This window comes from Sphingomonas sp. (assembly GCF_042096255.1).
Lineage (GTDB): Bacteria > Pseudomonadota > Alphaproteobacteria > Sphingomonadales > Sphingomonadaceae > Sphingomonas.
Map to the genome: position 1 here is coordinate 1 of NZ_JBELLZ010000072.1, position 18,607 is coordinate 18,607.

Annotated in this window: 21 protein-coding genes and 1 pseudogene; 8 read left to right on the top strand and 14 right to left on the bottom strand. The window is 66.9% G+C overall.

Going from position 1 to position 18,607, the window contains the following annotated elements; all coding sequences use genetic code 11:
• From ACFDTH_RS13060 to ACFDTH_RS13070, 3 genes are all read right to left on the bottom strand, one after another.
• The coding region (locus ACFDTH_RS13060; protein ID WP_375287974.1) for a M2 family metallopeptidase at positions 1-1,346 on the bottom strand (1,346 nt) is incomplete at its 3' end.
• 54 nt (positions 1,347-1,400) lie between these two features.
• The gene (locus tag ACFDTH_RS13065) at positions 1,401-2,156 is read right to left on the bottom strand and encodes an alpha/beta fold hydrolase (RefSeq protein WP_375287975.1); all 756 of its coding nucleotides are present in this window, start codon (positions 2,154-2,156) and stop codon (positions 1,401-1,403) included.
• Positions 2,137-2,580 (bottom strand): GFA family protein, encoded by a 444-nt coding sequence (locus tag ACFDTH_RS13070; protein WP_375287976.1) that lies wholly within the window; start codon positions 2,578-2,580, stop codon positions 2,137-2,139. Before ACFDTH_RS13070 ends, ACFDTH_RS13065 begins: the two co-directional genes overlap by 20 nt.
• 113 nt (positions 2,581-2,693) lie before the next feature.
• Here ACFDTH_RS13070 and ACFDTH_RS13075 point away from each other — a divergent pair, with 113 nt between their 5' ends.
• The 3 genes from ACFDTH_RS13075 to ACFDTH_RS13085 are packed head-to-tail and all read left to right on the top strand — an operon-like array spanning position 2,694 to position 5,750.
• The gene (locus tag ACFDTH_RS13075) at positions 2,694-3,134 is read left to right on the top strand and encodes a MarR family winged helix-turn-helix transcriptional regulator (RefSeq protein ID WP_375287977.1); all 441 of its coding nucleotides are present in this window, start codon (positions 2,694-2,696) and stop codon (positions 3,132-3,134) included.
• On the top strand, positions 3,127-4,185 hold the full coding sequence (locus ACFDTH_RS13080) for a biotin/lipoyl-binding protein (RefSeq protein WP_375287978.1): 1,059 nt from the start codon (positions 3,127-3,129) through the stop codon (positions 4,183-4,185). Before ACFDTH_RS13075 ends, ACFDTH_RS13080 begins: the two co-directional genes overlap by 8 nt.
• Positions 4,185-5,750 carry a DHA2 family efflux MFS transporter permease subunit gene (locus tag ACFDTH_RS13085; RefSeq protein ID WP_375287979.1) on the top strand — a complete coding sequence of 522 codons (1,566 nt, stop codon included), beginning with the start codon at positions 4,185-4,187 and terminating at the stop codon, positions 5,748-5,750. The genes ACFDTH_RS13080 and ACFDTH_RS13085 overlap by 1 nt, the downstream gene beginning before the upstream one ends.
• 8 nt (positions 5,751-5,758) lie before the next feature.
• Here ACFDTH_RS13085 and ACFDTH_RS13090 read toward each other — a convergent pair whose 3' ends face one another.
• The 6 genes from ACFDTH_RS13090 to ACFDTH_RS13115 are packed head-to-tail and all read right to left on the bottom strand — an operon-like array spanning position 5,759 to position 11,427.
• A complete protein-coding gene (locus ACFDTH_RS13090) occupies positions 5,759-6,169 on the bottom strand; it encodes a type II toxin-antitoxin system VapC family toxin (RefSeq protein WP_375287980.1) in 411 nt (136 codons plus the stop codon).
• Positions 6,159-6,410 (bottom strand): hypothetical protein, encoded by a 252-nt coding sequence (locus ACFDTH_RS13095; RefSeq protein ID WP_375287981.1) that lies wholly within the window; start codon positions 6,408-6,410, stop codon positions 6,159-6,161. The genes ACFDTH_RS13090 and ACFDTH_RS13095 overlap by 11 nt, the downstream gene beginning before the upstream one ends.
• Before the next feature lie 46 nt (positions 6,411-6,456).
• Positions 6,457-6,891 (bottom strand): GFA family protein, encoded by a 435-nt coding sequence (locus ACFDTH_RS13100; RefSeq protein WP_375287982.1) that lies wholly within the window; start codon positions 6,889-6,891, stop codon positions 6,457-6,459.
• Positions 6,892-6,893: 2 nt separating this feature from the next.
• Positions 6,894-7,922, bottom strand: coding sequence for an aspartate-semialdehyde dehydrogenase (locus ACFDTH_RS13105; RefSeq protein WP_375287983.1), 1,029 nt, complete (start codon positions 7,920-7,922; stop codon positions 6,894-6,896).
• On the bottom strand, positions 7,922-9,217 hold the full coding sequence (locus ACFDTH_RS13110) for a DUF418 domain-containing protein (protein ID WP_375287984.1): 1,296 nt from the start codon (positions 9,215-9,217) through the stop codon (positions 7,922-7,924). Before ACFDTH_RS13110 ends, ACFDTH_RS13105 begins: the two co-directional genes overlap by 1 nt.
• Positions 9,214-11,427 (bottom strand): DPP IV N-terminal domain-containing protein, encoded by a 2,214-nt coding sequence (locus ACFDTH_RS13115; RefSeq protein ID WP_375287985.1) that lies wholly within the window; start codon positions 11,425-11,427, stop codon positions 9,214-9,216. Before ACFDTH_RS13115 ends, ACFDTH_RS13110 begins: the two co-directional genes overlap by 4 nt.
• Before the next feature lie 124 nt (positions 11,428-11,551).
• On the opposite strand from ACFDTH_RS13115, the gene ACFDTH_RS13120 reads away from it, so the two are divergent.
• Positions 11,552-11,689 carry a hypothetical protein gene (locus ACFDTH_RS13120; RefSeq protein WP_375287986.1) on the top strand — a complete coding sequence of 46 codons (138 nt, stop codon included), beginning with the start codon at positions 11,552-11,554 and terminating at the stop codon, positions 11,687-11,689.
• Positions 11,690-11,942: 253 nt separating this feature from the next.
• Here the strand turns inward: ACFDTH_RS13120 and rplS are convergent, their stop codons facing one another.
• The 5 genes and pseudogenes from rplS to ACFDTH_RS13145 form a co-directional block, all read right to left on the bottom strand.
• Entirely contained in the window at positions 11,943-12,335 is a 393-nt protein-coding gene (gene rplS, locus ACFDTH_RS13125) for a 50S ribosomal protein L19 (protein WP_375287995.1), read from the bottom strand.
• Between the two features lie 9 nt (positions 12,336-12,344).
• A pseudogene (gene trmD / locus ACFDTH_RS13130) lies at positions 12,345-13,063 on the bottom strand (tRNA (guanosine(37)-N1)-methyltransferase TrmD); the annotation flags it as partial.
• Complete coding sequence (locus ACFDTH_RS13135) at positions 13,060-13,446, bottom strand: type II toxin-antitoxin system VapC family toxin (protein ID WP_375287987.1); 387 nt, start codon at positions 13,444-13,446, stop codon at positions 13,060-13,062. The pseudogene trmD and the gene ACFDTH_RS13135, both read right to left, overlap by 4 nt.
• Positions 13,447-13,719 (bottom strand): antitoxin, encoded by a 273-nt coding sequence (locus ACFDTH_RS13140; RefSeq protein ID WP_375287988.1) that lies wholly within the window; start codon positions 13,717-13,719, stop codon positions 13,447-13,449.
• Between the two features lie 49 nt (positions 13,720-13,768).
• Complete coding sequence (locus ACFDTH_RS13145; protein ID WP_375287989.1) at positions 13,769-15,244, bottom strand: serine hydrolase domain-containing protein; 1,476 nt, start codon at positions 15,242-15,244, stop codon at positions 13,769-13,771.
• 146 nt (positions 15,245-15,390) lie between these two features.
• Here ACFDTH_RS13145 and ACFDTH_RS13150 point away from each other — a divergent pair, with 146 nt between their 5' ends.
• The 4 genes from ACFDTH_RS13150 (at position 15,391) to ACFDTH_RS13165 (ending at position 18,538) form a co-directional block, all read left to right on the top strand.
• On the top strand, positions 15,391-16,296 hold the full coding sequence (locus ACFDTH_RS13150) for an NAD(P)/FAD-dependent oxidoreductase (protein ID WP_375287990.1): 906 nt from the start codon (positions 15,391-15,393) through the stop codon (positions 16,294-16,296).
• Between the two features lie 150 nt (positions 16,297-16,446).
• Complete coding sequence (locus tag ACFDTH_RS13155) at positions 16,447-16,800, top strand: hypothetical protein (protein ID WP_375287991.1); 354 nt, start codon at positions 16,447-16,449, stop codon at positions 16,798-16,800.
• Between the two features lie 75 nt (positions 16,801-16,875).
• A complete protein-coding gene (locus ACFDTH_RS13160; protein WP_375287992.1) occupies positions 16,876-17,682 on the top strand; it encodes a hypothetical protein in 807 nt (268 codons plus the stop codon).
• A gap of 46 nt (positions 17,683-17,728) precedes the next feature.
• Positions 17,729-18,538, top strand: a complete 810-nt coding sequence (locus tag ACFDTH_RS13165) for a hypothetical protein (RefSeq protein WP_375287994.1) — start codon at positions 17,729-17,731, stop codon at positions 18,536-18,538.
• Positions 18,539-18,607: the final 69 nt, after the last annotated feature.

The following is an 18,607-nucleotide window of genomic DNA, read 5'->3' on the forward strand; positions in this document are numbered from 1 at the left end:
AACGCCACCTTGTCCATCGCCTGGCGCAGCAGCAGGCCGATGTCCTTGTCCGCCGCGGGCACGCGCGCGGGATCGAGCAGGTTGATCTTAACCAGATAGTCGGGCGTGATCGACAGCGCCACGAAATCACCGATCGCCTCGTGGAAGCCGTCGTTTGCGCCGTTTAGATAGAGGAACGGCTGCTTGTTATACGCCCGCTGGTAGTAGTTATGCCCCAGCTCATGGTGGATGGTGACGAAGTCGTCGGCATTCACCTTGGTGCACATCTTGATGCGCAGGTCGTCGACATTGTCGATGTCCCAGGCGCTTGCATGACACACCACTTCCCGGTCGGCGGGCTTCACGATCTGCGATCGCTCCCAGAAGGTCTTGGGCAGCGGCGCGAAGCCGAGCGAGGAGTAAAAGCCCTCGCCCGCGCGCACCATCTTCACCGGATCATATTGCTTGGCCTTGAGCAGGTCGCCGATATCATAGCCCAGGTCGCCCGAGCCGGCCGGGGCGACCACGTCATAGATGTTGCCCCATTCCTGCGCCCACATGTTGCCCAACAGGTCGGCGCGGATCGGGCCGATCTTGGCCTGCACCGCATCGCCATATTTCTCGTTCAGCTTCCAGCGCACATAGGTGTGCAGCGCCAGGTAGAGCGGCTCCACTTCCTTCCAGAGCTTGTCGGTCAGCGCCGCGAATTGCTCGGGCGGCATGTCATAGCCCGAACGCCACAGCGCGCCGGTGTCGGCGAAGCCCAGTTCCTTGGCGCCTTCGTTCTCGATCTGGACGGACTTGGCGAAGTCGGCGCGGAGAGGTGCACCAACATTGTCGTGCCAACTCGTCCACATTTCCTTCAGCTTGGCAGGATCGCGGCTCTCGCCCATCGCCGCCTCGATGTCCGACCCATTGATCGGCTTGCCGTCCAGCGTGCCCCTGCCCTTGCCGTAGGCGGACGACATCTTGGTCACCAACGTCGCCACTTCGTCGGCGGCGCCCGGGCGCGTCGGCGCGGGCAGGGTGATCCCGCCGACGAGGATGTTGAGCTTGCGTGCGGTGTCGTAGCTCAGGCCCTGCACGCCGCGATAGCGCGCCGCCTGCCCGGCCAGCTTCACCTGGAGCTCGGTCGCCCGCGCCCCCGCCGCCGCGGCGAGCGCGTCGGTATCGTCGGTGATGTAGGTGGCGTTGACCCAGGAGATCTGCGCCAGCGGCACCGACATCGCCTTCAGCTGCGCCTCGGCATCGGCGACGAAGGCATCGGCGGCCTGGACGGTGGGCGCGGGCTGGTTGGCCGTCTGCGCATAAGCAGGCACGGCGATCGCCGCCGCAAGCGCGGCGAGCGAGGTTGTCAGGCGGATCATGGCAAGTCCCTGAAAGCTGTTATGCGGTCAGGATGGAACCCCGCCGCAGGCGGGTCAACCCGCCAGGAACGCCGCGATCGCCTGCCCCAGCTCCGGCTTGGTCACCGCGCTCATGTGTCCGCCCGGCACCTCGGCGTAGCGCGCGTTCGGCAGCGCCTCGGCGAGTTCCCCTGCCGAGCCATTGTCGAAATCCTCCGCCCCGCTCACCACCAAGGTCGGCTGCGCGAAGCCGGCGATCGCCTCCGCCGGCGTGTCGACAAACGTGTCGAGGATGCCGAGCAGCGCCACCGGATCACCGCCGGTCGTCTTCAGGAACGCCTCGGCCAGCCATTCGGGGGAGCCGCGCTCATGCTCGCCCAGTCGGGTCAGGATATTGCGGAAATGATCCTGCCGCCGCCCGGTGTGGCACAGCCCATCCAGCCCCATGCCGGAGAAGATCACCCGCTTCGGCGTGGCGCCGGTCGCCAGCATCCGGCTGGTGGTGCGTGCGCCCAACGAATAGCCGCCCAGATCATAGTCGGTCAGGCCGAGGTGCGCGATCAGCGCGTGCCCGTCGCGGGTCAGCGCATCGGGCGGATAGGCCGCTGGATCATGCGGTCGGTCGCTCTGCCCGTGCGCGCGCAGGTCCGGCATGATCACGCGATAGCCCTCCGCGGCGATCGCCTCGGCATGGCCGTAGCGGATCCAGTTGGTCTTGGCGTCCGAGAAATAGCCGTGGATCAGCACCACCGGCCGCCCCTCGCCCAGTTCATGCCAGGCGAGGCGCACCCCGTCGAAGCTCTCGAAATGCTCAGTCCGGCAGTTTGCCACAGGCGTCCATCCAGCGTTTGCTTACGTTATCGTTTTCGTCGCTCCGCATCCGCGGCAGGTCGCGCGTGTCGATCCACGCCTCATGCAGGCTTTCCACAGCATAATGCTGCGTCGGCTTGAAGCGGTACGGATCATCGAAGCTGCCGACGGTCAGGTCGACATTCTGATTATCCTTGAGGAACGCAAACCCCAGCGGCGTGCCACACTGCGAACAGAACGGCCGGTGCGCGATCGGCGAGGACTGGTACCAGTCGGGCGCGGACTCCCAGGTCAGCTTCTCCTCGGGCACGTTCTTGTAGGCGATCGAGACGCCGCCGGTCGCGCGCTGACACATGCGGCAGTGGCACAGATAGGCGTCGTCGTCGTCGATCTCCGCCGAATAGCGGACGCGACCACATTGGCACCCGCCCGTCATGCTGGTCATCGGTGCATCTCCTGCTTCCCGCCGCGCCGCCTCATCGCGCCGTGCAACCGCACTTGCAACCTCTGCATGCGACAGTGCTTCCCTTATATAAGTGTGCTTATTATGTGCGCGGCATGTCCGAGACCATCGGTTTCCTGCTGAGCGACACCTCACGTCTGCTGCGCCGCCGCTTCGACGAGCGCGCCCGCGCGCACGGCGCCACGCGCGCGCAGTGGAAGGCCCTGCTCGGCATCAGTCGGCAGGAGGGCATCAACCAGGGCAACCTTGCCGATCTGCTGGAGGTCGAGCCCATCACCCTGTGCCGCATGGTCGATCGGCTGGAGGAAGCCGGGCTGGTCGAGCGGCGACGCGATCCCGGCGACCGGCGGGCCTGGCAGCTGTTCCTCACCCCAAAGGCGGGGCCCGTGCTGGCGGAACTCCACCATGTCGCCGCCGAACTCACCGCCCAGGCGCTTGCCGGGTTTCCTGAAGCCGAGGTCATCGCCCTCTCCGCCTCGCTCGACCGCATCCGCGCCAATCTCGCGCCCGATCCCAAGGACCCTTCGCATGGCTGATGCCGATCCCCAGCGCGATCTCGTCGCCGATCCGGTGGAAACCCCCGCCCGCCCGCGCCGGCGCTGGCTCCGCCCGGTGCTGCTGTTCGGGGTGCCGCTGCTGATCGCGGCCGGGGGCGGCTGGGCCTATCTCACGTCCGGCCGCTACGTCTCCACCGACAACGCCTATGTCCAGCAGGACGTGATCTCGGTCAGCCCCGATGTCTCCGGCCGCATCGTCTCGGTGAACGTGCGCGAGAATCAGCGGGTGAAGAAGGGCGACGTGCTGTTCGCGATCGATCCCGAACCGTATCGGATCGCGCTCGCCCAGGCCGATGCGGACCTCGCCACCGCGCGCGTCCAGGTGGCGACGCTTGCCACCGACACCGGCAGCGCTCAGGCGGACATCGCGGATGCCCGCGCGCAGATCACCCTCGCCGAAGCGACCTACCAGCGCCAGGCCGAGCTGATGAAGCAGGGCTTCACCACGCGCGCGTCGCTCGACGCCGCCACCCAGGCGGTCGCCGCGGCGCGGGCCAAGCTGGCGACCGGCGTCGCCGCGCAGGCGCGGGCGCGGCAACAGGTCGGTACGGGTGGCGGCGGCGGTCAACCCGCCGCGATCCAGGTCGCACTCGCCAAGCGCGCGAAGGCCGCACTGGACTTCCAGCGTGCCGTCGTACGCGCGCCCAGCGACGGCATCGTCAGCCAGACCAGCCGGCTCCAGGTCGGCGCGATCACCCCCTCCGGCGTCCCCGCCCTCAGCCTGGTGGTCAGTCAGCGTGCCTGGGTGGAGGCGAACTTCAAGGAAACCGACCTCGATCACATGGCGGTCGGCCAACCGGCCGAACTGGACTTCGATGCGTATCCCGGCGTCACCGTCCACGGCCGCGTGGAGTCGATCGGCGCGGGAACGGGCAGCCAGTTCTCGGTCCTCCCCGCGCAGAACGCGAACGGCAACTGGGTCAAGGTCACGCAGCGCGTTCCCGTCCGCATCGCGATCGAGAAGAGCCCGCCCCGCGCGATGATTGCGGGCCTGTCCACCGACGTCACCGTCGATACCGGCAAGCGCTGATGGCCACCGCCGCCGTCCGGGGCGGGGCGCCGGCCGCGCCGCTGCCGGGCAAGCCGCTGCTGGAGACCAGGAACCGCGCACTCCTCACCGTCGGCGTGATGGGCGCGATGGTGATGCAGATCCTCGACACCACCATAGCCAACGTCGCGCTGCCGCACATGCAGACCAGCCTGGGCGCCACCGTCGACACCGTCACCTGGGTGCTGACCAGCTACATTGTCGCCACCGCAATCGCTTTGCCCGCCACCGGCTGGCTTTCCGACCGGCTGGGCAGCCGCAACCTGTTCCTGATTGCCACCGGCGGGTTCATCCTCGCCTCCATGGCCTGCGGCATGGCGCGCAGCCTGGAGGTGATGGTCGCCTTTCGCATCCTCCAGGGCATCTTCGCTGCCTTCATCAACCCGCTCTCCCAGACCGCGATGCTCGACATCAACCCGCCCGAGCGCGCCGCCAAGGCAATGGGCGTGTGGGGCATGGGCGTGATGGTTGGGCCGATCATGGGCCCGGTGCTCGGAGGATGGCTCACCGACAGCTACAACTGGCGCTGGGTCTTCTACGTCAACGTGCCGGTCGGCGCGCTCACCTTCGCAATCCTGTGGTGGCTGCTTCCCTCACGACCGCGGACGCAACGGTCGTTCGATTTCGCCGGCTTCGTCTATGTCGGCATCGCGGTGTCAGCCTTCCAGCTGATGCTCGATCGCGGCCAGACCGAAGACTGGTTCGACAGCTGGGAGATCGTTGTGGAGGGCCTGGTGGCGCTGGCCGCCGCCTGGCTGGCCGTGGTCCATTTCGCCACCGCGCGCACCCCGCTGTTCGATCGTGCGCTGTTCCGCAACCGCAATCTCGTCACCGGCATGCTGATGATGATCGTGGTGGGCATCTCCACCATGGCCCCGATGGCGCTGCTGCCGCCCATGCTCCAGCAGCTGTTCGGCTATCCGGTGATCGACACGGGGATGATGATGGCGCCGCGCGGCGTCGGCGTGCTTGCCACCATGTGGCTCGGCGCGCAGCTGATGGGCCGAGTGGATGCGCGCGTCCTCATCATCTCCGGTCTGGTGATCTTCGCGATCTCGCTGCGCCAGATGGCGGGGTTCTCGCTGGAGATGGATTACTGGCCGGTGGTGATATCCGGCTTTATCCAGGGCCTCGGCATGGGCCTCGTCTTCATGCCGCTCAATGCGCTTGCCTTTGCCACGCTGGACGGCAGGTATCGCACGGATGGCGCCTCGCTGCTCAACCTGATGCGCTCGATCGGCCAGTCCGCGGGCATTTCGATGGTCACGGTGCTGCTCGCGCGCAACATCCAGACCAGCCATGCCGACCTCGCCCAGCACGTCACCGCTCAGGCCCTGCCGGGCATGGACCTCGGCGCCCTCGCCCGCTTCGGCCAGATCGGCGGGCCTGCCATGAGCTTCGCCGATGCGATGGTGAACGAACAGGCGGCGATGATCGCCTATCTGGACGATTTCTACCTGATGAGCTGGATCAGTCTCGCGGTGATCCCGCTGGTGTTCCTGCTGCGCCCACCGCGTGGAAAGATGGAGGTGGTGCATTCGGAGTAGCGGAGCGCCTAAGTGCCAAGTGCTCTGATGAACCGGGCCAGACTGGTCCGCTCCACCTTCAGGCGGAACGCGTCGTCGCTCGTGACGAGGACGTCATCATCGGCCTCGGCGAGCGCGAGATACACGCAATCGTAGATCGCATGGTCCAGCATCAGCGCCAGTTCCAGCGCCCTTGTCGCCAGTGCGCTCGCCGCGTCTTCGACGATCTCGACAATCTGGTCGAGGTCGGCATGTCGCGCCAGCAGATCGAACTGTTCATGGAGCTCGCCACGCCGAAACTTCTTCCAGAGCGCATCACCCACCTCGGCCAGCAGCAGCGGCGGAGCGCGCAGCCGCTCGGTCGCTACCAGCGACAGCGCTACGTCGCTGCCTTCCTCAGGAAGGAACCACTTGGTTGCGACGCTCGCGTCAATGATCACGATCGCGATCTTCGCGGATCAGCTGGAGCGAGGGAGTCTGCGGGACGACGGCGTTCGTCGCGCGCCGTCCCCAGTCCTGCATCTTGCGCACCAGTGCCATCTTCTCCTCGACCGTCAGCTTCGCGGCCTCGGTCAGCGCCTCGCGCGCCAGCGCCTCGACCGAAGTCTTGCGTTCGCGCGCGCGCACCTTCAGCCGCTCGATCGTGGCATCATCCAACTGGCGTACGAGGATTTGTCCCATGGGCGCGTGATATCACGACGCTATCACGTGCTCAACAGCGAGCCGGTCAGCGCATCAGCGCTGCCACAAAATCCGCCATTGGCGCCCCTTCACCCCATTGCGGCACCTCCGCCGGAAGAGGCACCCAGCGCTGCCGATAGTTGGTGTAGATATGTGCGCAGCAGTCCAGTTCTTCGGATCGATCGAGCGTGCCCGCCCGCACCACGGCGATCCCCGGTCGTCGCGTGTTCGTGTTGTAAAGGCGCGAATGGCAGGTGACGCAGAAGCGCTGGGTCGAGGTGCGATCCTCGGTGGTGATCTCGTGAACCACGATCGGCCCGGTGACGGACAGCGTCTCTTCCGGCACCAGGGCCTGGAGGCTGAACGCGCTGCCGGACGCACGCTGGCAGATGTGGCAATGGCAGGCATAGACCGGCGGCAGGTCGTCACGGGCGATCTCCAGCTGGACCGCTCCGCAGCGACAGCCGCCGGTGATCGCCATTCTCAGTCCGCCTTCTTCAGATGCCGCCGGCCGAGCAGCTCCGCGATCTGCACCGCATTGAGCGCCGCGCCCTTGCGCAGGTTGTCGCTGACGCACCACAAAGCCAGGCCGTTCTCCACCGTCGGGTCCTCGCGCACGCGGCTGACGAAGGTCGCGAAATCGCCGACGCACTCGACGGGGGTGACGTATCCGCCGTCCTCGCGCTTGTCGACGAGCATCACGCCCGGCGCCTCGCGCAGAATCTTCTGCGCCTCCTCGGCCGAGATCTCGTTCTCGAACTCCACGTTGATCGCCTCCGAATGGCCGACGAACACGGGCACGCGCACGCAGGTAGCGGTCACCTTCACCTTGGGGTCCATGATCTTCTTGGTCTCGACCACCATCTTCCATTCTTCCTTGGTCGATCCGTCGTCCAGGAAGCTGTCGATGTGCGGGATCACGTTGAAGGCGATCTGCTTGGTGAACTTCTTGGGCTCGGCGGGGTCGCCGACGAAGATGTTGCGGCTCTGCTCGAACAGCTCGTCCATGCCCTGCTTGCCCGCGCCGGAAACGGACTGATAGGTCGCCACGACGACGCGCTTGATCTTGGCCGCGTCATGCAGCGGCTTCAGCGCCACCACCATCTGCGCGGTGGAGCAATTCGGATTGGCGATGATGTTCTTCGCCTTGTAGCCGTCGATCGCCTCGGGGTTCACCTCCGGCACGATCAGCGGCACGTCCGGGTCCATCCGATAAAGCGAGCTGTTGTCGATCACCGTGCAGCCCGCCGCGGCGAACTTCGGCGCATAGACCTTGGTCGCCTCGCTGCCGATCGCGAATAGCGCCATGTCCCACCCGGCCGGATCGAAATGCTCGATGTTCTGCACGCGATACTGCTTGCCGCTCTCGCCATAATCGACGGTGTCGCCCACCGACCGCGACGAGGCGAGCACGGCCAGGTCGTCGAGCGGGAATTCGCGCTCGGCCAGGATGTTGATCATCTCGCGCCCGACATTACCCGTCGCGCCCGCGACCACCACCCGATACCCCATCACCCACTCCGCTCGTTGGAACCGGAGGCGCATAGGCCGCGCGGGCCTGCGGTGGAAGGGGTTGCGAGCCGCCGCCACGCCGCCTCGACCGGTCCGGCGCTGAAATGCCGTAGCCACAGCGACGCACTCGCCAGCAGCGCGAGCATCACTGCGCCCGAGATCGCCGTCATCCCCGCCCAGCCGTAGCTACCCCACAGGTCGAGCCCGTAAGGTGCGAACAAAAGGTGCAGCCCGATCAGCTGCGCCAGCAGGTAGAGCGTCAGCGCCATGCGCCCCGCGGCCGCGAATGGGCGGAGCAGCAGAATGCCGGCAGCAGTCCGCCAGACGAGATTGATCGCGCAGACATGGCCGATGCCCATCAGCAGCCGCGCCGGCTCCTCGACGATCCAGGCGATCCGAGCGCCGGACGCCCCATCCGCCACCTCCAGCGCCGCCGGTATCCGGCAGGCCAGCCCGATCGCGTAGCAGGCCGCGCCAACGAGCAGATAGGAGTGCGGCTGCCACTCGCCGGCGAGAAATCCGGTGCGCATCAGCGCCATGCCCAGCAGCATCGTCGCCGCCGCCTCGATCACCGTCTCCACCAGCAGCCCGCCGGCAAGATCGATCCGGTACCAGAGACTCCAGAACCAACGGGCATAGTCCAGCCAACCGCCGTCATGGGCCCGTCGCTCCTCCTCCAGAAGCCGCGCGGTCTCGGTCGCGGCAGCCTCCCGCACCCGCACCGCCGATGCCGCTGCGTCCAGCACCTTCGCCTGGGCAGGCGTCGGCGTGGTTGCGCGCTCCGCCTCCGTCAGCGAGGCCGCGAACGCGCGCTCGCCGGCATAGACGAGCCCGCCATAGCAGGCGCTCCACAGCGCGAAGCTGAGACCGAGTACCGCAAGCTGCCGCACCTCCAGCCGGCGCAAGGGAAACACCAGCAACCCCGCAATCGCATAGGCCGCCAGGATGTCGCCGATCCACAGCAGCACGCCGATATCGACCAGCCCGATCGCGAGCAGCCACAGGTTGCGCCGCAGATAGGCCCAGCCATCCAGCCGCGCCCCCAACAGCACCACGCCAGCGCCGAACAGCAATTCCAGCAGGCAGCGCTGCGTACCCGTAACCAGCACGTCGAGCGCGATCCAGGTCGCCCGGTCCGCCGCCGAACAGCCCAGCCGGCGCGGATCGTCCAGCAGCGCCGGGATCGAGCCCGCCTGCCAAGGCAGGTTGAGCAGCACGATGGCGAGGATCGCCACCCCGCGCATCACGTCCAGCACCTCGATCCGCCCGCCCGTCGCGGGAGCGGCCGCGGTCACGGCCGGGCGGGCGCGGTCCGCCGCTCCAGGAAGTCGAGGATGGTGGTCCACAGATGCACGCTGATCCCGTCTCCACCCACGCGATGGGTCTGGCCGGGGTAGAGCATCATCTCGAACGGCACCGCCTTCTTCTGCAACTCCGCGGCAAGCTGTGTCGTGTTGTCGAGGAACACGTTGTCGTCCGCCATGCCGTGGATCACCAGCAGCGGATCGGCGATCGCCCCCGCATCCTTCAGCGCCCCCGCTCGGTCATAGACCGCCGCGTCGGTACGCGGATCGCCCATATAGCGTTCGGTATAGTGGGTATCGTAGAGCCGCCAGTCGGTCACCGGCGCGCCCGCCACGCCCGCGGCGTAGAGCCCCTGGTCGGCCTCCAGCATCTTCACGGTCATGTAGCCGCCGTACGACCAGCCATAAGTGGCGATCCGCGTCGCATCCACGAAGGGCAGCGTCGCCAGATAGCGCGCACCCGCGCGCTGGTCGGCAACCTCCACCGAGCCCATCGCGCGCCCGATCGCGTCCTCGAACGCCTTGCCGCGGTTGGCCGAGCCGCGATTGTCGATCTGGAAGAAGATCCAGCCACGGCTCACCAGATATTGCTGGAGCGCACCGCCCCAGCCCCGGTCCACCGTCTGCACGTGCGGGCCGCCATAATGCTGGAAGAACACCGGATAGCGCTTGCCCGGCTCCAGCGGCGGCGTGATCATCTGCCAGTGCAGCGGCGTGCCGTCCTCCGCCTGCACAATGCCATAGGTGGTCGGCCGATGCGCGGCGACATAGGGCGCATAGGGATGCGCCGCATCCAGCGCATTCTCGTTGATCCACGCCAGCCTCTTGCCCGCCGCATCGGCCAGATAGGTCTGCGGCGGCTGGCTGCGGTTCGATCGGGTGACGATCATCCGCGTCGCGCCCGCATCCATCGTCACGCCGTTCCACCAGCCCCCCTCGGTCAACCGCACCGGCTCGCCGGGTCGCGCGAGATCGATCGCATAGACGTGCCGCTCCAGCACCCCGTCCTTGTTGCCCGCGAAGAACACCCGCCCGCGCGCTTCGTCCACACCGGCCAGCGAGGCGACCTCCCAGTCACCACGGGTCAGCTGCGTCCACGCGCCACCCCGCCAGCGATAGAGATGCCCATGCCCGTCGCGCTCGGACCACCAGATCAGGCTGCCGTCGCGCAGCGGCCGGAAGCCGTTGGACAGGTTCACCCAGCTGCCCGGCCGCGCTTCCTCGGTGAACACCAGCTCGGACCGGCCGGTCGCGGGGTCGACGCGCAGCAGGTCCAGCCGGGTCTGCGCGCGGTTCTGCCGCTGGACGTAGAGCACATCGCCCTGCGGCGCCCAGGCGACCCGCGCCAGATAGATGTCGGGATCGGCACCCAGGTCCACCTTCACCCGCGCGCTGCCGTCGGGGTGCATCACCCACAGCTCCACCCGCACGTTGGCCGTGCCCGCGGCGGGATAGCGCTGCTCGTACAGCCGCGTGCCGCTGGCGCCGATCGCCGCGCGAGTGGCGATCTCCACCGGTGCCTCGTCGAACCGCTCCACCGCGATCCAGCGGTCGTCGGGCGACCACCAATGGCCGGTGCGCCGGTCCATCTCCTCCTGCGCGACGAACTCGGCCTCGCCCCAGTGGACGGTGCCGCCGCCATCGGGCGTGATCGCGCGCGCCTGCCCGCCCGCGAGCGGCTGGACGAACAGGTTCTGCCCGCGCACGAAACTGATCGCGCTCCCCCGCGGCGACACGCTGGGATTGAGCGCATCCTTGATGCCAAGCGCCCGCGCCTGCCCGTCGCGCGAGGCGAGGTAGAGATCGCCGTCCAGCGGGAACAGCAGCGCGCTGCCGTCCGGCGACCACTCATATTGCAGGATGCCGCTCTTGCCGGTCATCGTCCGGTCGCGCTCGCGCTGCATCTTGGCGGCTTCGGACAGTTCGGCGCCGCTGCCCGCCGCCCGCGAGTCGACCAGCATGCGCTGCTCGCCGGTGCGCGTATCGAGCGCCCACAGGTCGAGCCGCTCCCGCTGGTCGGCGCGGTTGCGCACGGAGGTGACCAGGCTGCCGTCCGGCGAGAGCTTCAGCGCCTGCGGCTGCGGCCCGGCGAGGTCGGGGCTGGCGAACACCCGCTCCAGCGTCAGCGGCTCCGCAACCGTCTCAGCCGCGGCCACGCCGCCGCCCACCGCCAATGCCATTCCCGCCAGCCATCCGCGCATCCGTCACTCCGGTGAGGCCCCATGCAGAAGGGCGCGGGGCAAGCGCCCCGTGTAGCGTTGCGCCGGCGAAGGCGCAAAGCGGCAGAGACTTCGCAGCGACCGCGTCTCGCGATACAAGCAGGCGATGGCAGAACCGACCTCGCTTACCGACACCGAACGGCTGGTCCGCCGCCCCCTGTCGATGTGGCTCTACATCGGCGCGGGCGCGGCGATGATCATCTGGTCGGGCGTCAAGATCGTGCTCACGCCCTTCCGTCGCTGAAGCGCTCCGGTCGGACGGCCTCGTTCCGGTCGTCCCCACATCCGTTCACCCTGAGCGAAGTCGAAGCGTGTCCTGAGCGCCTGCCTTGGCAGGCAGTCGAAGGGGGCACGCGCAGCAGCAGCCAAAGTGCTTCGACTTCGCTCAGCACGAACGGGCAGCTTCGGCGACTCGACAGCATCCACGGGAATCGTCACCGCGCAAAAAGGGCGCGGCACTCGCGCGCCGCGCCCCTTCTCCTGCCGATAGCGGAGGATCACTCCGCGGCGGCGACGTCCTTGGCCGGGCGCGTGTCGCGACGCTCGGCGATGCGCGCCGACTTGCCGGTGCGGCCACGCAGGTAATACAGCTTGGCGCGACGCACCGCACCCTTGCGGACCACGTCGATCGAATCGATGTTCGGCGAATAGAGCGGGAAGACGCGCTCGACGCCCTCGCCGAAGCTGATCTTGCGGACGGTGAAGCTGGAGCCCATGCCCTTGTTCGAGCGCGCGATGCACACGCCCTCATAGTTCTGCACGCGGGTGCGCTCTCCCTCGACCACCTTCACGCCCACCTTCAGCGTGTCGCCGGGGCGGAACTCAGGGATGGCGCGCTTTGCCGCGAGCTTCTCGATCTGCTCGGCTTCGAGCTGCTGGATCAGGTTCATGTCAAATCCTCGTCGTCGCCGCGCGCCAGAGGGCGACCGACCCGAGCGCCGATGTGGCGCTCCCAAAGGTCCGGCCGCCTTAGCCGTGTATCCTCCTCCGCCCTTTGTCTCCGCCAGGCGGCGATCCTCGCATGATCCCCCGATCGCAGCACTTCGGGGATCGTGCGCCCTTCCCATTCAAATGGTCGGGTATAATGCGGATATTCGAGGAGGCCGCTTTCGAAGCTTTCCTCGTCCCCGCTGGAAGCGGCGCCCATTACGCCCGGAATCAGCCGAACGCAAGCGTCCAGCAGCACCAAAGCCGCCATCTCGCCGCCTGACAGCACATAATCGCCGATCGACACCGGCTCGATCGCACGCGCCTCGAACAACCGCTCGTCGAACCCCTCGAACCGCCCGCACAGCACGATCGCGCCCGGCCCCGCCGCCAGCGCGCGCACGCGATCCTGCGTCAGCGGCCGGCCCCGCGGCGTCATCGCCAGCACCGGCCGCATATCGGCAACGCTGTCGAGCGCGGCGGACACCACGTCCGCCCGCAGCACCATCCCCGCGCCCCCACCGGCGGGCGTGTCATCGACGGTGCGATGCTTGTCGGTCGCGAAGTCACGGATGTTCACCGCGTCGAGCGTCCAACGCCCCTCCCCCAGCGCCCGACCTGCCAGCGACTGGCCGAGCGGCCCGGGGAACATTGCAGGGTAGAGCGTCAAAACCGTCGCGGCAAAGGTCATCGGGCCCAGTTCTCGATGCGAACGCCGGTGATACCGGCGAAGTCACGCTCGTTGTTTGTCACGAGCGTCAAGTCCAGCGCGCGGGCATGGGCCGCGATCAGGCGGTCGAACCCGTGCCGTGCCACGCCGTGCGTCCGCGCGATCTCGCCATAGGCGACTGCCGCAGCTGGATCGAACGGTGCGACGGTGATGCCATGCAGGAAGATGTCCACCTTGCGTGCATCGCGATCCGGCTCCTGCGAGGTCCGGCTACCGACATGCAGTTCCGCCGCGGTGATCGTTGATACGGTCAGGCGATCGAACGCCTGTTCGATCTTGCGCGCGACGGCTACGCTGCGTCCCAACAGGAAGTCGAGGCACACGTTGGTGTCCAGCATGTACATTCAGGCTGCCTGCGATCCCGGCCGGCCCGCAGACCAATCGCGCTCGTCCTGCTCTGTATCGCCGCGGCCCTCCGCCATGAACCCGGGCGACATCGCACCGTAGAGCGCCATGAACACCGCTTTGCCGTCTCCCGCCTTCCACAGGCTGAAGGTGCCATCGTCATGCGCCAGGATACGTACCTCGTCGCCCTCCACCAGTCCTAGCGTCTTCGGCAGCCGCACCGCTGCCGAGTTGCCGGACCGAAAGACCCGCAGGTGATGCTGACGCTCCATGACGATCTCCGTAGATACATCATGTATATACTCTCGTCGCGCCCCAACCTCAACCTTCCCTCGCCTCGCGGAACTCCAGCAGTTGCAGCTTCAACTCCGGCGTCGGCGCCTGCCGCACCCGTCCGAACACCCGCCCACTCGCGCAGCTCCAGGTGAAGCTGCCCTCCATCGCGGAGACCGGCACGATCGCCTCGCCCATCGTGCACGCGCCGACCTTCGCCTTGAGCGCGGCGATGTCGGCGCGGCGATGTGCGGCGTCTCGATCGAGCAGCACGTTTTCGGCGAGCGGTGCGCGGGGCGCGTCGCCCGCCTGCCACACCGCCATGGCCGCCGCATAGCCGCGCGCGAGCCCGTCGGACACCGGCACCCGCCGCACCGCCGCAAACCCCGCTTGCCGCAGCATCCAAAGCGCCCGGCCCACCGGAACCGAAGGCGCGCCATAAGTGCGGTTGGCAAAGGCGAACGCCCCCACGCCGGTATCGGGCAGCAGCATTACGACTGAGCCATAGCCCGGATAGCCGCCGGTATGGATCACCACGCGGCCGAGTTCGCAATCCTCCAGCAAGTTCCACCCCTTGGCATAGGCAACCGCCGCACGGCACATGCCCTCGCCCGATGGCCGTGGACGCTCCGCCGCGCGGACGTAGTTGCTGCCTTCGACGATCTCGCGCACCGTCTTGCGTGACACGGGGCCCGCCTCCGGCCCGTCGCGCGCCGGCCAGGCCGAGAGCAGGAAGGCAACCCAGCGCGCATAGTCGCTGGCGCTGGTCTCCATGCCTCCCATCGCACCGAACGCGCCATCGGCCATGTCCGGCTCGCGCAGCCACGCCTCGTCCTGCCAGCGATAGCCCAGCGCCCGCGCGTCCTTGGGCGAGGCGAACACGTCATAGCCGGTCGCCCCCATGCCGAGCGGCGCCAGCAGGGTTCGGCGGACATAGTCCTGATACGGCATGCCCGACACATTGGTGACGATCCGTCCAAGGATGGCATAGCCCAGATTCGAATATTCCATCCTGACACCCGGGGCCTGCGCGAACGGCACGCCGGCTTTCAACAGGGCGGAGAACGCCGCCTCGGGCATCGCCTGCTGCCGGTCACCCCAAGGGTTGTCATCGACGAAGCCGGCGGTGTGGTGCAGCAGGTCCGCCACCGTGATCCGCCGGCTGTCCGCAGTCGGGTAGCGCCACTCGCGCAACTCGGGGACGTAGCGCTCGGCAGGCGCGTCGAGTGACAGCTTGCCCTCGTCACGCAGCTTCAGGATCGCCATGGCGGTAAACGCCTTGGACATGGAGGCGATGCGGAAACGCGTATCCGCGCTCACCGGCCGCTTCGTCTCCACATCCTCCACGCCAACTCCGCGCACCAGCACCAACCGGCCTTCGCGCACCACGCCATAGACAAGGCCGGGTACGTGCGCGTCCTTCATCCACGCCTCGAACTTCGCAGTCAGCAGAGGCTCCATCGCGGCGACATCGGCTGCCGCCGGCGCGGTCCGCGGCTGCGCCACCGCGGCGGTAACCATCATAAAAAGGGCAGCAGCGGCGACACGAAGCATGGGGCGACCTCCGTCAGACTTGCACCCAGCGTGGAAAGGCCGCTGCGTCCGGTCAATCACGGCTGCGACGCCGCGGCGACGGAACCGCATGCCCACAGGCGCGCTTTCGCGCCGCAATGGACGACTGCATCATCATCGGCGCCGGGCCCGCGGGCCTCACCGCCGCCATCTATCTCGCGCGCTTCCACCTGAAAATTCGCCTGCTCGATGCCGGCGACAGCCGCGCCGGGTTGATCCCGCTTACCCACAACCACGCCGGCTACCCAGAGGGCATTTCCGGACGCGACCTGCTCCAGCGCATGCTCGCCCAGGCCGAGCGCTACGGCGCCGTCCGCGAGGCCGCTCGCGCCACTGCGATCGAGCGAAACGGCGACGACTTCGTCGTCCGTACCCCCGACAGGGCGCTCCCCGCCCGAACGGTGCTGCTCGCGACCGGCGTGCGCAACCATCGTCCGGACATGCCCGATGCCCTCCACGATGAGGCGCTCGAACGCGGCCTGCTGCGCTACTGCCCGATCTGCGACGGCTACGAAGTCACCGACACGAAGGTCGGTGTCATCGGTACGGACACGCACGGCATGAAGGAGGCGCTGTTCCTGCGCGGCTATACCAAGGACGTTACGCTGATCTCCCCGGACGGCGGCCACCGGCTCGACACAGCCTGCCAGCGCGCGCTCGACGATGCCGGCGTCCGCCGCGTCGACGGCCCGTGCGGCGGCTGGGCGATCGAGGGCGACCAACTCGCGTTCGACACCGCGGAGGGCCGCCTGGCCTTCGACTCCGCCTATCCCGCGATGGGCTCGCACATCCGCTCCGAACTCGCCGTCGCCGCCCGCGCCCGCGCAACGGCGGACGGCTGCCTTGAAGTGGACGACCACCAGCGCACCAGCATCCCCGGCCTGTTCGCCGCCGGCGACGTCGTGAAGGGGTTGGACCAGATCAGCCACGCGATGGGCGAAGCCGGGGTCGCCGCCACCACCATCCGCAACCTGCTGGACGAGCGCGCACCGATGCGCCGCTAGAGTCCAGGGGATTGCCGCTCCCTATCCCGGATTTGACTCGCGTAGGTCACTCCGCCAAACCGCTCGGGCGGAACTTCGGAGGCGGCCTTGGTACAAGCCCGGAAATCTAACGAGGGTGCCGCCGCCCGGAGGGCAGAGCGCCGGAGAAAGTTGGCGGAGCTTTCGCCTGAGGAGCAGGCGGCACGCAAGACTCCTGAAGCGCGCGCCGCCCGACAATTGGCGCGAGCCGAGAGGCGTGCCGCTGCCGAAAGTGCGCCCGAACCGAAGGGCAATGCCGCGGTGCCGATGTCCAAAGCAGCTGCCGCCGCCAAACTCGGCAGTGCAGCGGGGCGCAAAGGGCAAAAGGAGAAACAGGCCAAGAAGCTGGACACCATGCGTAAGCTTGCCGAACTGTCGCCGGAGGAGCGGCGCGCCTGGTCCGCAAAGACCGATGCCACGCGGGCCGCCAGAAAGGCGAGAAGGAACCAGGCGCCAAGTGGTGCCGAGCAGCCGGCGCAGGACTAACGATTCGGGTCAGCACTGCCGCCTGAGGATGCGGTGCGGTGTTCCCACCGTCGGGAAGTCGGCATAGGAAAACGAATGATCGAATATGAGAACCTCTGCTATCTGGACCTCCAGAAGACAGCCACCACCAGCATCAGCCAGTTCTTATTCCACTATGTCGATGAACGCCAGACCGTTCACGGTGGCCATTCCTCGCCACGCCACGGGCACGACACGACGAAATTTCACTTTATCTCAATCCGAGAACCCAGCGCCCTTTATAGATCCCTGTATCTATACACCTGCGGCAGTAGGCGCGGTCTTTATACCTACCTCGAAGCAATCGGGCGTGGAGGTATCCTTAAACCTACGTCCGAGAACTTCCATGCTTGGCTCGACTTCATGCTTGATCCTGAGCAGGTCGGGAGGGTGCAGCACAAAGTCAACAAGCTGGGTGTCATTAAATACTGCGGTTGGCTGACGGGGTTGATGTTGCTGATTTCCACTGTTCAGCCGAAGAAGGGGTTCAAGCCAGTACCCGCGAAGTCGCGTGAGGAGTTGCGCCGGTATTTCGATCGGGAACGCCTGTTCCGATATTACGTACGCATAGAGCATCTCGCTCAAGATCTCTTTGCCGTTATGACCGCGGACGAGAACAAGGTTAAGCTCAGTCCTCCACTGACGGATCTTGAAGATCTACGTTCGCGGATTCCGAAGCGGAACGTGAGTAAGAAGGTAGGCACGGTCCATACCGATCCGATCCCATCCGACCTCATGGAGCGTATCCGTGATCGCGAGTGGCTGATCTATGAGGTGTTCGGCTATGGAGAGACGCCGGACGGAGGACCGCCGCTGGTTGCCTCTGCTGGTCGTTCTCACAAATCGGCACTTAGGTCGGCCTGACCGCGCAGAACGCGTGTGGATAGCGGGCCCTCTCCGGAGCGAGACGATGATTGAGTTCAAGAACCTCGTCTTTCTGGATCTTCAAAAGACGGCGACCACCAGCATCGTGGCGTTTCTCCGCGCAAACGTCGCGGAACAGGAGATAAGGCGGGCCGCTCATTCGTCCCCTGCCAGGGGCCATATCAAGCGCAAGTTCCACTTCCTCTCCGTCCGCGAACCCGCTGCGATATACCGTTCCCTGTTCCTGTTCGGATGCGGAAAGAACGGCGGCTTGTACTCGAGTTTCGCGAAGCACGGCCTGGCCGACCTGTATGAGCCGACTCAGGACAAGTTTCATGCCTGGCTAGAGTTCATGATCGATCCGGAGCAGACCAAGCGGCTGGGCAAAAGACTCAGCGGCATGGGATTGGACGATCTGTGCGGTCCGATCACGCAGCGGATGGTGCTGGTCAGTGTCGTCGCGCCGCGCGAGCGCTTCTCGGCCATGACGTTCGACACACGCGAAGCGTTTCGGAAAGAGTACGACCGTCGGCGCCTTTTCAATCACTACGTACGGGTGGAGCGGCTCGTCGAGGACTTGCACGCGGCACTCACGGCACCGGAGAACAAGACCCGCTTCACCAGGCCGATCGGCGACGTCGAGGATCTGCGCGCCCGCATGCCGAACCGCAATGCAAGCGTTAAGGTGGAAAGCGTCCAGATCAGCGACGTGCCGGAAGATCTGCGCGCTCGACTACGTGATCGAGAATGGCTGATGTATGATCTGTTTGGCTACGATGCGTCGCGCACCGGCGCCGAACCGCCGCTGCGTGCCCGGCCGACTTCCACTTTAGCGGAATTCACCGGCGACTCATGAAGTAGCGAACGCGGTCTCCAGCACCAGGCGCTCGCCATCCCATTCGGGCACTGCCGACATCGGCGCCAT

Excerpts from the sequence above, each read along its gene's own strand:
- ACFDTH_RS13085 (WP_375287979.1), top strand. The coding sequence starts at position 4,185 with ATGGCCACCGCCGCCGTCCGGGGCGGGGCGCCGGCCGCGCCGCTGCCG.
- ACFDTH_RS13105 (WP_375287983.1), bottom strand. The coding sequence starts at position 7,922 with ATGGGGTATCGGGTGGTGGTCGCGGGCGCGACGGGTAATGTCGGGCGC.
- ACFDTH_RS13160 (WP_375287992.1), top strand. The coding sequence starts at position 16,876 with ATGATCGAATATGAGAACCTCTGCTATCTGGACCTCCAGAAGACAGCC.
- ACFDTH_RS13140 (WP_375287988.1), bottom strand. The coding sequence starts at position 13,719 with ATGGAGCGTCAGCATCACCTGCGGGTCTTTCGGTCCGGCAACTCGGCA.
- rplS (WP_375287995.1), bottom strand. The coding sequence starts at position 12,335 with ATGAACCTGATCCAGCAGCTCGAAGCCGAGCAGATCGAGAAGCTCGCG.
- ACFDTH_RS13080 (WP_375287978.1), top strand. The coding sequence starts at position 3,127 with ATGGCTGATGCCGATCCCCAGCGCGATCTCGTCGCCGATCCGGTGGAA.
- ACFDTH_RS13120 (WP_375287986.1), top strand. The coding sequence starts at position 11,552 with ATGGCAGAACCGACCTCGCTTACCGACACCGAACGGCTGGTCCGCCGC.
- ACFDTH_RS13135 (WP_375287987.1), bottom strand. The coding sequence starts at position 13,446 with ATGTACATGCTGGACACCAACGTGTGCCTCGACTTCCTGTTGGGACGC.
- ACFDTH_RS13095 (WP_375287981.1), bottom strand. The coding sequence starts at position 6,410 with ATGGGACAAATCCTCGTACGCCAGTTGGATGATGCCACGATCGAGCGG.
- ACFDTH_RS13075 (WP_375287977.1), top strand. The coding sequence starts at position 2,694 with ATGTCCGAGACCATCGGTTTCCTGCTGAGCGACACCTCACGTCTGCTG.
- ACFDTH_RS13165 (WP_375287994.1), top strand. The coding sequence starts at position 17,729 with ATGATTGAGTTCAAGAACCTCGTCTTTCTGGATCTTCAAAAGACGGCG.
- ACFDTH_RS13100 (WP_375287982.1), bottom strand. The coding sequence starts at position 6,891 with ATGGCGATCACCGGCGGCTGTCGCTGCGGAGCGGTCCAGCTGGAGATC.
- ACFDTH_RS13145 (WP_375287989.1), bottom strand. The coding sequence starts at position 15,244 with ATGATGGTTACCGCCGCGGTGGCGCAGCCGCGGACCGCGCCGGCGGCA.
- ACFDTH_RS13115 (WP_375287985.1), bottom strand. The coding sequence starts at position 11,427 with ATGCGCGGATGGCTGGCGGGAATGGCATTGGCGGTGGGCGGCGGCGTG.
- ACFDTH_RS13070 (WP_375287976.1), bottom strand. The coding sequence starts at position 2,580 with ATGACCAGCATGACGGGCGGGTGCCAATGTGGTCGCGTCCGCTATTCG.
- ACFDTH_RS13150 (WP_375287990.1), top strand. The coding sequence starts at position 15,391 with ATGGACGACTGCATCATCATCGGCGCCGGGCCCGCGGGCCTCACCGCC.